At 56.2% G+C, this 14,942-nt stretch carries 13 protein-coding genes; 12 read left to right on the forward strand and 1 reads right to left on the reverse strand.

What is annotated here, in order from left to right:
- Positions 1–80 precede the first annotated feature (80 nt).
- From FPY71_RS06905 to FPY71_RS06930, 6 genes are all read left to right on the forward strand, one after another.
- A complete protein-coding gene (locus FPY71_RS06905) occupies positions 81–527 on the forward strand; it encodes a 6,7-dimethyl-8-ribityllumazine synthase (protein WP_149299052.1) in 447 nt (148 codons plus the stop codon).
- A 3-nt stretch (positions 528–530) separates the two neighbouring features.
- Entirely contained in the window at positions 531–1,031 is a 501-nt protein-coding gene (gene nusB / locus FPY71_RS06910; RefSeq protein WP_149299054.1) for a transcription antitermination factor NusB, read from the forward strand.
- Positions 1,032–1,123: 92 nt separating this feature from the next.
- Positions 1,124–1,384 carry a hypothetical protein gene (locus FPY71_RS06915; protein WP_149299056.1) on the forward strand — a complete coding sequence of 87 codons (261 nt, stop codon included), beginning with the start codon at positions 1,124–1,126 and terminating at the stop codon, positions 1,382–1,384.
- A 66-nt stretch (positions 1,385–1,450) separates the two neighbouring features.
- On the forward strand, positions 1,451–1,897 hold the full coding sequence (locus tag FPY71_RS06920; protein WP_149299057.1) for a DoxX family protein: 447 nt from the start codon (positions 1,451–1,453) through the stop codon (positions 1,895–1,897).
- A gap of 240 nt (positions 1,898–2,137) precedes the next feature.
- On the forward strand, positions 2,138–2,479 hold the full coding sequence (locus FPY71_RS06925) for a DMT family protein (protein WP_149299059.1): 342 nt from the start codon (positions 2,138–2,140) through the stop codon (positions 2,477–2,479).
- Positions 2,480–2,582: 103 nt separating this feature from the next.
- Positions 2,583–3,638 carry a linear amide C-N hydrolase gene (locus FPY71_RS06930; protein ID WP_149299061.1) on the forward strand — a complete coding sequence of 352 codons (1,056 nt, stop codon included), beginning with the start codon at positions 2,583–2,585 and terminating at the stop codon, positions 3,636–3,638.
- On the opposite strand, the gene FPY71_RS06935 is transcribed toward FPY71_RS06930, so the two are convergent.
- The gene (locus FPY71_RS06935) at positions 3,635–4,645 is read right to left on the reverse strand and encodes a LacI family DNA-binding transcriptional regulator (RefSeq protein ID WP_149299063.1); all 1,011 of its coding nucleotides are present in this window, start codon (positions 4,643–4,645) and stop codon (positions 3,635–3,637) included. The genes FPY71_RS06930 and FPY71_RS06935 overlap by 4 nt on opposite strands.
- Positions 4,646–4,738: 93 nt before the next feature.
- Between FPY71_RS06935 and FPY71_RS06940 the strand changes: the two genes are divergently transcribed.
- The 6 genes from FPY71_RS06940 (at position 4,739) to FPY71_RS06965 (ending at position 14,895) form a co-directional block, all read left to right on the forward strand.
- Positions 4,739–5,791, forward strand: a complete 1,053-nt coding sequence (locus FPY71_RS06940) for a sugar phosphate isomerase/epimerase family protein (RefSeq protein WP_149299065.1) — start codon at positions 4,739–4,741, stop codon at positions 5,789–5,791.
- Positions 5,788–6,876 carry a Gfo/Idh/MocA family protein gene (locus FPY71_RS06945; protein WP_149299067.1) on the forward strand — a complete coding sequence of 363 codons (1,089 nt, stop codon included), beginning with the start codon at positions 5,788–5,790 and terminating at the stop codon, positions 6,874–6,876. Before FPY71_RS06940 ends, FPY71_RS06945 begins: the two co-directional genes overlap by 4 nt.
- Positions 6,877–6,878: 2 nt before the next feature.
- Complete coding sequence (locus FPY71_RS06950) at positions 6,879–8,363, forward strand: sugar ABC transporter ATP-binding protein (RefSeq protein WP_149299069.1); 1,485 nt, start codon at positions 6,879–6,881, stop codon at positions 8,361–8,363.
- Positions 8,360–9,331 (forward strand): ABC transporter permease, encoded by a 972-nt coding sequence (locus FPY71_RS06955; RefSeq protein WP_149299071.1) that lies wholly within the window; start codon positions 8,360–8,362, stop codon positions 9,329–9,331. The genes FPY71_RS06950 and FPY71_RS06955 overlap by 4 nt, the downstream gene beginning before the upstream one ends.
- Positions 9,332–9,349: 18 nt before the next feature.
- Entirely contained in the window at positions 9,350–10,315 is a 966-nt protein-coding gene (locus FPY71_RS06960) for an ABC transporter substrate-binding protein (RefSeq protein WP_149299073.1), read from the forward strand.
- 233 nt (positions 10,316–10,548) lie between these two features.
- Positions 10,549–14,895 carry a glycoside hydrolase family 99-like domain-containing protein gene (locus tag FPY71_RS06965; RefSeq protein WP_188052248.1) on the forward strand — a complete coding sequence of 1,449 codons (4,347 nt, stop codon included), beginning with the start codon at positions 10,549–10,551 and terminating at the stop codon, positions 14,893–14,895.
- Positions 14,896–14,942 lie beyond the last annotated feature (47 nt).

Consider the following 14,942-nt stretch of genomic DNA (forward strand, 5'->3'; position numbering starts at 1 on the left):
TGTGAAATCGGGTCGCGTCCGGAAATCTTTCAGGTTCCGCGGTCCATTTTGCCGGCTTCTGTTCAGGATTTGTATTTGTAATGTCATCTGCTCCGCACATTCTCATCGTTGAAGCTCGTTTTTACGAGCATATTGCCGATCATCTTCTGGAAGGTGCCAAGGCGGCGCTGACAGCCGCCGGGGCAACGTTTAACGTGGTAACCGTTCCGGGCGCGCTGGAAGTTCCCGCGGCCGTCACCATGGCGCTGGCGGGAGAAGATGTCGGCGGCACGTCCTATGATGGCTATGTTGCGCTGGGCTGCGTCATACGCGGCGAAACCTACCATTTCGAAATTGTTGCCAATGAATCCAGCCGGGCGCTGATGGACCTTTCGATGGAAGGCGTTGCAATTGGCAATGGCATACTGACGGTTGAAAATGAAGAACAGGCGCTGGAGCGAGCCATCGTTGCGCGCAAGGACAAGGGCGGAGCGGCTGCAGCAGCGGCGCTGACCATGATCGACCTGCGCAAATCGTTCGGAGCCTGAGCCATGTCCGATGCTTTTCCCAAACCGCCGCGCTTAGCCAACAAGCGAGGCGCGGCGCGTTTGGCAGCTGTGCAGGCGCTGTATCAGATGGATGTTGGCGGCACGAGCCTTCTGGACACGGTTGCAGAGCATGAAGCCTTCCGGCTGGGCCAGGAGGTTGATGGCGATGTGTACCGTGAGGCCGATGCTGCGTGGTTTCGAGACATTGTGTCAGGAGTCGTGCGTGCACAAAAGACCATCGACCCGCTGATCCACTCGTCTTTAACCGCGGACTGGCCACTTGCAAGGCTGGACACCACCCTCCGGGCAATTCTGCGCGCTGGCACTTACGAAGTTACCAGCCGCAAGGATGTGCCGGTGGCCGTCATCGTTTCCGAATATGTGGACATTGCCAAGGCGTTCTATTCTGAAGATGAGCCGAGGCTGGTCAATGCTGTGCTGGATCGCGTATCGCGCCGGTCCAGAGGTGAGGGGCGCGGGCAGGAAATCCGGGCGAAGGATTGACAACCTGCCGTTCCAAATCTAACTGCTGGCTTGTGTCGGCGATATTGAAAATCTTTCTGCTCTTCTTGGTGGCCGCCTGTCTGGCGGCTCCCTTGCGTGTTGCAGTGGCGGCGGAAGTGACCTGCCCCTCGCAGCAGAGCATCCGCGTGTGCAGCATCGACACGGAAAATGCACGCGTTGCCAAGCAAGCGCCGGCAGAGACTTCGTGCCTTGGCAAGGCTGTTTTGCATGCTGCGCAATCAGATGCTGTGCGCATGGCGGACAAAATGTTGCTTGCGCACACCATCGATCTTTTGCCGCAGGGCAGTGCAGGCGGCAGGCTGGAACGGCCACCGCGCGAACTGACAGTCTGATCTGACTTACCACTCAATTTCATTTTGCTATGCCGCAGGCTGACAGCCGCGGAAAAAGGATCTGACATGTCAAATATTGAAACACGCGTTGGCGAGCGTATTCCCGCCTTGGCCGGATTTTACGATGCATTGCGTGCGCCCTCCGAAACCCTGTTGCGGGTGATTTGCGGAGCGGCACTGATGGTGCACGGTTTCCCCAAAATCATGGATCCGTTCCGGATGACTGGAATGGTTGAAAACCTTGGCTTCTATCCAGGTGCGTTCTGGTCGCCACTTTTGGCCGCAACCGAATTTCTGGGTGGTCTTCTGCTGGTCATCGGCCTGTTCACTCGGCCCGCAGCACTGGCTGCAACGGTCGTTCTGCTGGTAACGGTGTACTTCCACTGGGTGGTTCAGGCCGAAGGCTTTTCGGGCGCTGAGAAATCCATCCTCTGGGCGGCTATCACCTTTTTCTTCTTCATCCACGGCGCCAACAAGCATTCGGTGGACCACAAACTGGGTCGCCAGTTCTGACATTGTGAATGAAAACTGCCGTGCGGCTCAACAACAGGGCCGTGCGGCAACCCCTTTCCGACCAGATGCGATACCGCTTCCCATTGAAGTTGAAACTGCTGTATTAGAGCGGTTCAGGTGATGATTTCGTTCACCTGAACCGCTCTAACTTTTTGTAATGTTTCATTATCTTGCCGTTGAAATGGTCACGTTTCAACGAGAAATGCTCCAGCGCGTATCAACTCCACGGGTTCGGCCACCATGACAATGAATATGTTTCTGACGCCGCTTTTGCTGGTGGTATCCAATATCTTCATGACGTTTGCCTGGTATGGGCATTTGAAGCACAAGGCTTCTCCGCTGATGATTGCCATCATGGTCAGCTGGGGAATTGCGTTTTTTGAATATTGTCTGGCTGTGCCTGCCAACCGTTGGGGAAGCGAGTATTACTCGACAGCCCAGCTTAAAACCATGCAGGAAGTCATCACCCTGATGGTGTTTGCCGGCTTCTCGGTTTTCTGGCTGAAAGAGGCAATTACCATCAACCATCTGATTGGATTTTGCTTTATCGCGCTGGGTGCGGCCTTTGTTTTCAAGACCTAGTCTGGAAAGCTTTGCCGGAAAATCATTTATGTGACGAAATTGACTTGGCATTGTCGCACAAAGCGGCCTTTATACCCGTCATCACGGGTTAGGGGATGATGTCATGTTCTTGCGCAAGCGCTCCATCGCAACAATTTGCACCGCAGTGTTCCTAAGCAGCACCTTGATGGCCGATGCGTGCACGCGCTTTGTCTACAAGGGCGGCGGCGATCAGATCATTACCGCCAGATCCATGGACTGGAAGGTCGATGTCGGCACGAACCTGTGGGTTTTTCCACGCGGCATGGACCGTTCAGGTGAGGCCGGCCCGAACTCAATCAAGTGGACGTCCAGATATGGCAGCGTGATTGCCAGCGGATACGACGTTTCCACCACAGATGGAATGAATGAGGCCGGCCTTGTTGCCAACATGTTGTGGCTTGTGGAATCGGAATATCCGCATTTCGATGGCACCGGCCCGGGCCTGGCGATTTCAGCGTGGGCGCAATATGTGCTCGACAATTACGCCACGGTGCAGGAAGCCGTTGATGCGCTGCGCGATGAGCCGTTCACCATTGTTACGGCCAATGTACCGGGTGAGGACAGGCTTGCTACGCTGCATCTTTCCATTTCGGATGCTGGCGGTGACAGTGCTATATTTGAGTATGTGGATGGCAAGCAGGTCATACACCACAGCCCGGACTACAATGTCATGACCAATTCTCCACTGTTTGAGCAGCAATTGGCGCTGAACAGCTATTGGCAGCAGATTGGTGGCACGGTGATGCTTCCCGGAACCAACCGGGCATCCGACCGCTTTACGCGCGCCTCGTTCTATGCCGGTGCAATACCAAAAACTGACGACAGGGTGGAAACGCTGGCCAGTGCCTTCAGCGTCATTCGCAATGTGTCGGTGCCACTTGGCATTTCCACACCGGAAGAGCCCAATATCTCATCCACACGCTGGCGCAGCGTGTCCGATCAGACCAGCCTGCAATATTTCTTCGAATCTGCCATGACGCCGAATGTGTTCTGGGTTGATCTGACCAAACTGGATTTTTCGCCGGAAACCGGAAAAACAATGAAGCTTGATCTTGGCGCAGACCAGAGAAACATATTCTCCGGCGAGGCCAACGCGGAGTTCAAGGAAAAAGAAGCGTTCAAATTTCTTGGCCTTTAGAGCCTAGCCGTTGTTTCCCGGATCATGAGCTCAGGTTTCAGAAGCGTGGTTTGAGCCACGCTTTCTCCTGCAATGCTGTTCAGGATGACCCGTGCGGCATTGCGGCCCAATTCGCGCTTGGGCTGATGCACAGTGGTCAGCGCCGGCGAAAGATGAGAAACGAGTTCAATATCGTCAAAGCCGATGATCGAAACATCCTTTGGTATGCTGTAGCCCGCCCTTTGCAGGCTGGCCATGAAGGCACAGGCCATTTCATCGGAGAAGGCCAATATGCCTGTTGGTCGCTGGTCCGGGGAAAGCATTTGCCAGCTTTGTGCCGCCTGCTGCCCCGCCTGCAGCCTAAAATCTCCGGGAAACAAAGTCAGACGTGCACTGTGCGCCGCCTGTTGCGCGCCTGCCAGCCGGGCTTTGTGCAAAACATTTTCCGGAGGTCCGCAGATCAGGCCAATGTGATTGTGCCCTAGTGCCAGCAAGTGCTCAATCGCCTGCCGCGATCCTGTGCCATTGTCCAGTATCACGCGGGGCAGGTGGCTGCCCTCTATCCATTCACAGGCAGTAATCACCGGCGGCAGGTCCGGGTTTCCTGCCATGTTGCCAAGGCTGGCGCGACCATCCAGCAGAATAATGCCATCCGCGCGTGAAGGGTCCAGAAAACGGTGCAGCGCCAGTTGCGGCGCTGCATCTTCCTGCGTGTCAGCCACCAGCAGATTGTAGCCGCACCGTGCCAGTTCCCGGCCCATACCATCCAGAATTTTGGCGAAGAACGGATTGCCGAGATTTGGCACAAGCGCCACCACGCAACCTGTGCGCTGTTTGCGCAAATTTCTTGCAGCGTGGTTCATGCGGTAGCCGGTGGCATCCACCGCTTGCATGACTGATTCCCGCGTGGCGTCAGCCACAAGGTCAGGCCGTGAAAGAACGCGACTCACGGTTGCAGCGGAAACGCCTGCAACCTTCGCAACATCCGACAATCTGGCCCTGCCGGCTATGGTCTGCCTCTTGTTCATGGCGCGACAATATGGCTTCGCGCATCGGGCTGCAAGAAATCGTTTGCAATCGATTGCAGTCCAGTGCAGCTTATAGGCAGGGAGTGAGATTTCATGCAGACGATTAAGGGCCCGGCGCTGTTTCTGGCGCAGTTTGTTGGTGCAGACGCGCCGTTTGACAGTTGGGTCGGCCTGACCCGCTGGGCGGCCGAATGCGGCTACCTTGGCGTGCAGGTGCCCACAAATGACGCCCGTATTTTCGATCTGGATCTTGCTTGCACATCCGCTGACTATCGCGACGAATTTCTGGGAATTGCTCGCGACAATGGAGTGGAGGTGACCGAGCTCTCCAGCCACTTGCAGGGTCAGCTCGTGGCCGTTCACCCCGCCTATGATGCCGGGTTTGATGCTTTTGCGCCGCAGGCGGTGCAGGGCAATGCGCAGGCGCGGCAGGAATGGGCGGTTGATCAGGTCGGCAAGGTCATTCGCGCCAGCCGTCTGTTGGGCCTGGATCGTATGGCAACTTTTTCCGGTGCACTGGCATGGCCGTATCTTTACCCGTGGCCGCAACGTGCGCCGGGTCTGGTGGAAATGGCGTTTGATACGCTGGCCACGCGCTGGCGGCCGTTGCTTGATCTGGCGGAAGAAAATGGCGTCGATGTCTGCTACGAAATTCATCCAGGCGAAGATCTGCACGACGGCATAACTTTTGAAATGTTTCTGGAGCGGGTCGGCAATCATGCCCGGGCCAATATGCTCTACGATCCGTCGCACTATGTGCTGCAGCAACTGGACTATCTTCAGAACATCGACATTTATCATGAGCGGATCCGGATGTTTCACGTCAAGGATGCCGAGTTCAATCCGACAGGGCGACAAGGCGTGTATGGCGGGTTTCAGTCATGGGCAAACCGGGCTGGACGGTTCCGCAGCCCGGGAGACGGGCAGGTGGACTTCAAGGGCGTATTTTCCAGACTGACGCAGTATGGTTTTGACGGCTGGGCCGTGGTTGAATGGGAATGCGCCCTGAAACATCCGGAAGATGGGGCGAGGGAAGGCGCGCGTTTTGTTCGCGACCACATCATTCGCGTCACGCCGCATGCATTTGACGACTTTGCCGCTTCGGACATTGACCCGCAGGCCGTCAGGAAGGCGTTGGGGCTATGAGCAGAATTCGCCTGGGAATGGTTGGGGGTGGCACGGGCGCCTTTATCGGCGCCATTCACCGCATAGCCGCGCGCATGGATGGCGAGTTTGAGCTTGTGGCCGGGGCCTTGTCATCAGACGCCGCGCGCGCCGCTGCAAGTGCCGAAGAACTGGGAATTCGCAGCTATAACAGCTTTGAAGACATGGCCAGGGAAGAGGCCGGGCGCGCGGATGGTGTCGAGGCGGTGGCGATCGTAACACCCAACAATCTGCACGCGGCTCCGGCGATCGCGTTTCTGCAGGCGGGCATCCATGTCATCTGCGACAAGCCACTGGCGGCGACGCAGGAACAGGCGCAGGAAATTGCCAATGCCGTTCGGGCCAGCAGCGCGAAGTTCTTTCTGACGCACAATTACTGCGCCATGCCGATGGTGCGCGAGGCACGCGCGCTGGTGCAGGAAGGTCGGCTGGGTGAAATTCGTCTGGTGCAGGCAGAATATCTGCAAGGCTGGCTGACCGACCCGGCGGCAGGCAAACAGGCTGAATGGCGCACAGATCCGGCGCGGTCTGGCGCGGGTGCCATTGGCGACATTGGCACACATGCCTGGCAACTGGCGCAATTTGTCACCGGTATGACGCCAGGTCACCTGTCGGCAGATCTGTCCAGCATGGTTGCGGGGCGCGCAGTGGATGATGATGCACGCATTGCCTTGCGTTACGCTGGTGGTGCCAAAGGCGGCCTCTGGGCCAGCCAGGTCGCCACTGGTCAGGAAAATGGCCTGTCATTGCGAATTTTCGGCAGTGAAGCAGGCCTGGAATGGAAATTGCAGGACTGCGAACGGCTTATGCTGTTTCCGAAGAACGGCCCTGCCCAGATGCACACACGGACACAGGATCGCAGTTTGTCCTTCCGCACGCCGCCCGGCCATCCGGAAGGGTATCTGGAAGGCTTTGCCAACCTGTATCGCGATATCGCGGCCATCATCCGCGGTGACGATGCGGCTCAAACCCGCGTGCCGGGTTTGGAAGACGCTTTGTCGGGCATGGCGTTCATTGCGGCAGCGCAGGCATCTTCCCGCCGCGATGGCGCTTGGGTGGAGGTGTAGCCTTGGCGGTTCTGACTCTCAGCAATGTTTCCAAAAGCTTTGGTCCCATTCGGGTTCTGCACAATGTTGACCTGGCGCTTCAAGCCGGTGAAGTGCACGCGCTGATCGGCGAGAACGGAGCTGGAAAATCAACAATCATGAAAATTCTCGGCGGATTTCTGGATCCGACAGAGGGTGATGTGTTGTTGAATGGCAAGCCTGTGCGCTTTGCCAGCGGACCAGAGGCAGAGGCTCAGGGCATTGTTGTCATCCATCAGGAATTCAACATTGCGCCGGATCTGACGGTTGCAGCCAATATATTTCTGGGGCGAGAGCTGGGTGGCTGGCGGCTGAACCACACGGCTATGCGGCAGGAGGCAGAGCAGTTGCTGCGGCGCCTCAATACGTCCATTTCGCCCGACGCCGTCATTCGAGACCTTTCTGTGCCGGACCGGCAGATGGTGGAAATTGCCAAGGCCCTGGCGCGCAATGCCCGCGTTTTGATCATGGATGAGCCAAGCGCGGTTCTGACACATCGTGAAGTTCATACACTTTATGAGCAGATTGATCGGCTGCGTGCCGATGGCGTTGCCATTCTCTATTGCTCACACCGTCTGGATGAGGTGGCGCACCTTGCCGATCGCATCACCGTTCTGCGAGACGGGCGCGTGGTGCGCCAGGCGGTTCGTGGTGAACTGGATGAAGGCGGCATGGCCACAGCCATGGTTGGCCGCAAACTGGAAGATTTTTACCCGCCCAAAGGCAACCCTTCATCGGAGCCGGCACTGACAGTTCGCAAGCTGACGGTTCCGGGCCGGGTCAAGGATGTTGATCTTGTGCTGCGGCGCGGGGAAGTGCTTGGCATTGCGGGGCTTGTCGGTTCCGGCCGCACCGAGCTGGCAGAGGGGCTGGTTGGCCTGCGCCCTGCCACGGGCGAAATTGAAGTGCAGGGCAAGCCGGTCAGGATCAATGACCTGCGAGATGCGTTTGATGCCGGGCTGGCCTATCTGACAGAAGATCGCAAGGAAGCCGGTTTGCTTCTGGACAAGGGCCTGCGGGAAAACCTGACATTGGCAACGCTGGAGCGGTTTGGCAATTGGCGGGTGGACAGGAAGGCTGAAGAAGCGGCCCTGCAACGCGCCACGCAGGAATTTGATATCCGCGCACCCAGCCCCACCATACTTGCGGGCAAACTGTCGGGCGGCAACCAGCAGAAATTGCTTCTGGCCAAGACCATGCTGCCCGAGCCGCGCATCATCATCATCGATGAGCCGACACGCGGCATTGATGTGGGCACCAAGAGCCAGATTTACGCATTCATTCGCAAGCTGGCCGAAGACGGGCTCAGCATTATCGTCATCAGCAGTGAAATGACCGAGGTTATCGGCCTTTCCGACCGGGTGCTTGTCATGCGCGAAGGGCAACTGGCGGGTGAAGTTTCGGGTGATGCGATCACCGAAGACAATATTGTGCGCCTGGCAATGGGCGTGGGCAGAGAGGCCGCATGAAGAAGCTTGATCTCCACACGCTTGGTCCGCTGATCGCCCTTGTAGCGCTGGTTATTCTGGGCGCGATGCTGAACAGCGCCTTTCTTGCCCCGGCCAATATTACCAATGTTCTGGCGCGATCGGCCTTTATTGGCATGATTGCCGTTGGCATGACCTTTGTCATCACTGCGGGTGGACTTGATCTGTCCGTTGGCTCCATGGCGGCCTTTCTGGCCGGTGTCGCCATTATTGCCATGAACGCGCTTGTGCCCAGTGTTGGTGTTACCTGGGGAACCATTGTTCTGGGCATGGGGGTGGCGGTGATTGGCGGCATCGCCGCTGGCTACCTCAACGGTGCGCTGGTAACCAAAGCCGGTATTGAGCCTTTCATCGTTACATTGGGCACCATGGGCATTTTCCGCTCTCTGGTGACATGGCTTGCCGATGGTGGCACGCTGAGCCTGGATTATGGCCTGCGCACTCTTTACCGCCCGGTCTATTATGGCGGAATCGGCTGGATCACGTGGCCGATCATCGTGTTTGCCATTGTTGCAATTGCCGGTGAATGGATGATGCGGCACAGCCGGTTCGGCCGCCATGTGGAAGCCACCGGTTCCAACGACCGTGTTGCGCGCTATTCGGCCATCGACGTTAACCGTGTCCGGCTTCTGACCTATATGCTGCTGGGCATTCTGGTCGGGTTGGCAGTGGTGCTGTATGTGCCGCGCCTTGGCTCTGCTTCCGGTTCAACCGGTGTTTTGTGGGAACTTGAAGCCATTGCTGCCGTGATTATTGGTGGCACCGCGCTGAAAGGCGGGCGTGGCCGGGTCTGGGGCACCGTTGTCGGCGTGCTCATTCTCAGCCTGATCGACAATATTCTGAATCTGGCCAATCTGGTCAGCCCCTATCTCAACGGGGCAATCCAAGGGGTCATCATTGTGCTTGCTGTTGTGTTGCAGCGAGAAAAACGCGCCGCCGACGAGCGGTAATTGCAAGGGAGGAACGACATGAAACGCAGAACCCTGTTCAAGGCAGCCACAGCGCTGGTAGCGGTAATGGGCCTGGGCACCGGCATGGCCGTGGCACAAGATGCTGAAAAGACGATTATCGGTGTTTCCATCCCATCGGCAACACACGGCTTCATGGGTGGTTTGAACTGGCACGCACAGGACACAATCAAACGTCTGAGCGAAACCTATCCCAATCTGGAATTCGTTCTTTCCACTGCCGGTGCTTCAGCCAAGCAGGTCAACGACATTGAAGACATGATGGCCACCCGCAATATTGATGCGCTTGTGGTGCTGCCATTTGAGTCCGAACCGCTGACTGCGCCGATCAAGGCGGTCAAGGATGCCGGAAAGTTCGTGACCGTGGTGGATCGCGGCCTTTCGCAGGAAGGCATTGAAGATCTGTATGTCGCTGGCGACAACACAGCATTTGGCCGTGTCGCCGGTGAATATTTCCGCGACAATCTGGAAGCCGGTTCGAAGATTGTGGTGTTGCGCGGCATTCCAACCACGCTGGACAATGAACGCGTAGAGGCATTCCAGAAGGCTTTGGAAGGCTCTGACGTCGAAATCCTGGATATGCAGCACGGCAACTGGAACCGCGATGACGCTTTCAACGTCATGCAGGATTACCTTTCCAAATATCCGCAGATCGATGCAGTCTGGGCAGCAGATGATGACATGGCCATTGGTGTGCTTGAGGCCATTTCCGCAGCCAACCGCAGTGACCAGATGTGGGTCATTGGTGGTGCTGGCATGAAGGAAATTGTCAAACGCATCATGGATGGCGACAAGCAGTTGCCAGTTAACGTGACATATCCGCCGGCTTTGATTTCCTCAGCCATTGAAATGACCGCACTGAACTTTGTGTCCAACGCACCTGTATCAGGCCGGTTCATCATTGGTTCAAGGCTGATCACTCCGGAAAACGCCGAGCAATATTATTTCCCGGACAGCCCTTTCTGATAAAGTCTTTCAGGGCGTAACAAGGCGTCTGCGCAGCGGAAAAGCTGCGCAGACGCTTTTTTGTTTTCAGCCATGGCCAATTGCCGGCCTGGCATTTGCCTGAATATTGCCGTTTCGATCGCCATAATACCGCAGGTTGGGTTTTTCGTAAGATTCATGATTGTAGTGTGCGGGGGATGTTCTATTTACCCAGTCCTGCCATCTCCCTATCAAAGTTCAATATCGGAGCGAGTGTGAAGAAGCCCCTGATACCCGAACAACTGTCAGAAAATGACAGCACTTTGCTCGGTCGCATTATCCAAGATCTTAGAATCGGTGATGAGTATTTCTGGTATCCTGAGCGGTTGGTGCCTTATGAGCATTGGGTAGGGCACATTCCTTTTGCCTATTGGCTTGTGAAGGTTCTTCAGCCTCGGCGACTGGTGGAGCTCGGCACACATCGCGGCAATTCATATTGCGCAATGTGTCAGGCTGTTTCCGCGTTGCAACTGGACACGGTGGCAACGGCGGTCGACACATGGCACGGCGATGTTCATATGCAAGTCGAAGAGGGCTTGTTTGAAGAGCTTTCAACCTATCACGACCCGCGTTATGGCGCGTTTTCAACTCTGCTGCGCGCAATGTTTGACGAAGCGAGGGCCTGTTTCTCGGACAGTTCAATAGATCTGCTGCATATTGATGGTACGCACACTTACGACGCAGTCCGGAAGGATTTCGAGACCTGGCGTTCGACGCTGACCGACAGGGGTGTCGTGCTGTTCCACGACATTGAGGCCCGGCAGAATAACTTCGGTGTCTGGAAGCTGTGGGAAGAGTTGTCCAGGGACCATCCGTCTTTCAGTTTCAAGCACAGTTTTGGGCTCGGAGTTCTGGGAGTTGGCAACAATCTGCCACCGGAACTGGTGACACTGTTTGAAATGGCAAAGACGCCCCAGCTTGAAGCGCTTGTCCGCCGACTTTTTTCCAGCCGTGGCAGTGCCCTGGTTCATTCACTGAAAGAACAACAGGGCCGGCTGCAAATCAGGCATCTGGAAAAGATTGCCGGGCCTGAAGTGCTGGGCCATATGGCGGAAACTGCCAGACTTCGCGAAGCTGCGTTGACCAGAAAGCTGCATCGGGCCGAGCATGCCGAAGGCTTGTTGATGCAGACATTGCGCCAGACTGAACAGAATCTGGCAGAGCAGATCGTTCTGCGTGAGCAGGAGACGTCGGTTCGCCAACAAACCGAGGCCCAGCTTCAGGATATCGTCAGCAGCACAATGTGGCGGGCCACCGGGCCCTTGCGCAATGTCAGCCATAATTTTCCGCGGGCAAGGCGGTTGAGCCGCAAAGCGGCCAAAGCTGCCTGGTGGACAGTGTCCGGCCAGCTTCCGCAAAGATTGGCCGCGCGTAAGGCTTTTGTCGAAGCGGTCAGCACCGAAGTCGCTCGCCCGTCTGCCGTTGTTCCGCAGTATATTTTCGCAGATGCAAATACCGTGTTGCAGCCTGCCGCAACAGGAAGCGTTGCCGTACACCTGCATGTGTCCTCGCGTGAGGCTGTTGCGGATGTTGCGTTTCGGCTGTCGCGTATAGCCGCCCCGTTTGACGTTTATGTTTCTGTTGTGGAGCGCTTGAACCAGCCTGACTTCATCGAGTTCGTCAGAACTGCTCTGCCGCAGGCCGGCAAATTTACCGTTCGCGCGGTGCCTGACAGTGCGCCTGAAATCGCACCGCTGACAGTCGAGTTCGGCACTGAGTTGACGGCCTATGATGTGATTGGCCATTTCCATGCGGGCGCGCAGGCCGACCAGCAGATCGACACTGTCCTGCGTGAGCTGGCGCTGGACAGCTTGTTGGGCAGCGCTGGCGATGTGCCGGCCTATGCGTCGAAAGTGCTTCACCTTGTTTCGCCCGAGGTCAAGCTTGTTGTGCCTCAGCATCATCCCGAGCTTGACGCGGCTTCCCACGGTGATGACAAGGGAAGCGCATGGGTTCGGACCATTCTTTCACGAAAAGATGGCAACGCCCAGTTCGACACGCCGCCGGTTAATTTGCCGGCTGGTGTGATGTTCTGGGCCCGCGCTGATGCGTTGAAGGATTTTCTGGCTCTGCCGCTGACTTACAAGGACTTTGACGCCCAGCCTCATGCAGATGATGGCAACGTTGCGCATATGCTGGAACGTCTGGCTGTTTCGCTGCTGGCAGATGCCCGGGGCGATATTGTTCAATTGCACCATGCCCAATACGATGTTCCGGCAGATTTTGCCGAAGAGCAAGAGGACTATTCCACCTCGATCGTCCACAACGACGTGAAAATACTGGCTTATTACCTGCCGCAGTTTCATCCCAACCCGAAAAACGATGAATGGCACGGCAAAGGCTTTACGGAGTGGACAAAAGTCAGGGCTGCCAATCCGCTTTTCAAAGGGCACTACCAGCAGCGCGTGCCGCATGCAGACCTTGGCTATTACCACATTGAAGATGACAGGATTTTGCGTCAGCAAGCAGACCTGATGAAAAAAGCTGGCGTGCATGGCCTGATCTTTTATCACTACTGGTTCTCAGGCGAGCTTATTCTGGAGGAACCCGTCAAGGATCTTCTGGCCAATAAAGACATCAATATGCCGTTCTGCTTTTGCTGGGCCAATGAAAACTGGACCAGACGCTGGGATGGCAGCGAGCGGGAAGTTCTGCTCGGTCAGAACTACTCAGCCGACGATGCGCGGGCGTTTATTCAATATCTGATCCCGTTTTTTCAGGATGAGCGCTATATCACCGTGGACGGCAGACCCATGCTGCACGTCTATCGCCCTTCGTCGATGGTCAACCCCGAAGAGTATATTGCCATCTGGGCGCAGGAGTGTGAAAAGGCCGGGCTGAAAGCGCCCTATCTGGTTGCTACACTGGCGGCTGGGGCCAGCAGTCCTGAACAGTTCGGCATGGATGCGGGTGCCGACCGGGTGTTGTATGATTGGACAAATGGTGCCGTGAAGGACATTACGGCAGCCGTGCACTCTTACGGCGATATTGCCGGCAGGGTTTTTTCCTACGATGAAATTGCCGCGCATTATGAAAAGGAAATTCCAGCGGGAGCTTTCACGCGCTTTCCCTCCATTGTTCCCGATTGGGACAACACTGCGCGTTATGGCTATCGCGCCCATGTCCTGCATGGCAGCACGCCGGAAAGGTTCCAGTCATGGCTGGAAGCGCTCGTTTACCGTGCCAATGTGACATTGCCGGAAGACCGCCGGTTCATATGCGTCAATGCCTGGAATGAATGGGCGGAAGGCGCGCATCTGGAACCGGATGTTCGCAGCGGCTACGCATATCTGAACAGTGTCGGCCGGGTGCTTTCCGATATTCCATATCACGCAGTGCAGGGCACCAGAGCCAGGGCTGATGATGCGGTTATGTTTGTCACGCACAGTTGGGGAGGCGGCACGACTGGCCATGTGGCAGACCTGGCCAGGGTCATGCGGCGGAAGCATATTCCCACCCTCATGCTCGTGGCCGATACAACCAATCGCAGCAATATTGCGGTCGATATGGTGGATGACAGCGGTTCAACCCGCATTGCATCCATCAGCACTCAATCCGACCCGTCTGTTCTGTCCCGCTTGTTTGATCGGTACTCCGTAAAGCTCGTGCACATTCATCACACCATCGATATGCCATCGAACACCGCCGACTGGCTGCAACTGGCATGTCTTGGCGCAGGGGTGCCATACGACGTGACCCTGCATGACTATTTCTCGGTCTGCCCGAGAATTTTTCTGGTGAACCGATACGGAGATTATTGCCGCGAGCCAGCGGAAAATGTCTGCAATGCATGTATTGCGCCAGACAGGCCATTTGGCGCGACCTCGATCAGCGACTGGCGCAGCAAGTCCTACAGGCTGCTGCGGCATGCAAGGCAGCGCTTTGTGCCGGATATTGATGTGGCAAACCGCATGAACCGCTATTTCCCTGACTTGAAATTCACAGTTCGCCCGCATCCCGAGAAAAAGCGGGACAATGCGGCAATCGAGCGGTTGCAAAAGCGCGCCAGCAGACCGGCAGGGGAAAAACGCATTCAGAACATTCTGCTGCTCGGGCACCTGAATGTGCATAAGGGCGAAGATGTCATTTTCGATTGCGCGCAACTGGCGTCGGGAATGAACCTGCCTTTGCGCTTTTCAATACTGGGTGACGTTATTCGGGTTCAGGATTTCAAAACACTGGCCAATGTCAATATTCTGGGGCGTTATGACAACAATCATGTCACCGAGAAAATAATTGAAAGCGGTGCGGATATTATATTTCTCTCATCAATCTGCCCGGAGACCTACTCTTACGCGTTGAGCGAAGCTCTAACGGCAGGGCTGTACCCGGTGGCCTTTGACATCGGTGCTATTGCATCGCGGATTAAAAGCCTGGAATGGGGCACTGTGTTGCCGATACAGTTGCAGCAAGACCCGGAAGGTCTGGCAAAAGCGCTTATCGCAATACGCCCGACACCGCCCAGTCAGAAAGTTTTTGATTTTCTGAAAGGTCATGATTATCAAGACGTAATGAATGAGTATTACGATTTTGATTTAGCTGAAGCTGCGGTTTCCAATTGATGTTTGGGCCTTGCGCATGATTGCGCAAGGCCCAAACCAAACCGGAT

This window comes from Aureimonas fodinaquatilis (assembly GCF_008369445.1).
Taxonomy (GTDB): Bacteria; Pseudomonadota; Alphaproteobacteria; order Rhizobiales; family Rhizobiaceae; genus Aureimonas; species Aureimonas fodinaquatilis.

What these genes read in the sequence shown, in the direction of transcription:
- nusB (WP_149299054.1), top strand. Translation starts at nt 531, where the DNA reads ATGTCCGATGCTTTTCCCAAACCGCCGCGCTTAGCCAACAAGCGAGGC.
- FPY71_RS06925 (WP_149299059.1), top strand. Translation starts at nt 2,138, where the DNA reads ATGACAATGAATATGTTTCTGACGCCGCTTTTGCTGGTGGTATCCAAT.
- FPY71_RS06930 (WP_149299061.1), top strand. Translation starts at nt 2,583, where the DNA reads ATGTTCTTGCGCAAGCGCTCCATCGCAACAATTTGCACCGCAGTGTTC.
- FPY71_RS06945 (WP_149299067.1), top strand. Translation starts at nt 5,788, where the DNA reads ATGAGCAGAATTCGCCTGGGAATGGTTGGGGGTGGCACGGGCGCCTTT.
- FPY71_RS06920 (WP_149299057.1), top strand. Translation starts at nt 1,451, where the DNA reads ATGTCAAATATTGAAACACGCGTTGGCGAGCGTATTCCCGCCTTGGCC.
- FPY71_RS06935 (WP_149299063.1), bottom strand. Translation starts at nt 4,645, where the DNA reads ATGAACAAGAGGCAGACCATAGCCGGCAGGGCCAGATTGTCGGATGTT.
- FPY71_RS06940 (WP_149299065.1), top strand. Translation starts at nt 4,739, where the DNA reads ATGCAGACGATTAAGGGCCCGGCGCTGTTTCTGGCGCAGTTTGTTGGT.
- FPY71_RS06960 (WP_149299073.1), top strand. Translation starts at nt 9,350, where the DNA reads ATGAAACGCAGAACCCTGTTCAAGGCAGCCACAGCGCTGGTAGCGGTA.
- FPY71_RS06905 (WP_149299052.1), top strand. Translation starts at nt 81, where the DNA reads ATGTCATCTGCTCCGCACATTCTCATCGTTGAAGCTCGTTTTTACGAG.
- FPY71_RS06955 (WP_149299071.1), top strand. Translation starts at nt 8,360, where the DNA reads ATGAAGAAGCTTGATCTCCACACGCTTGGTCCGCTGATCGCCCTTGTA.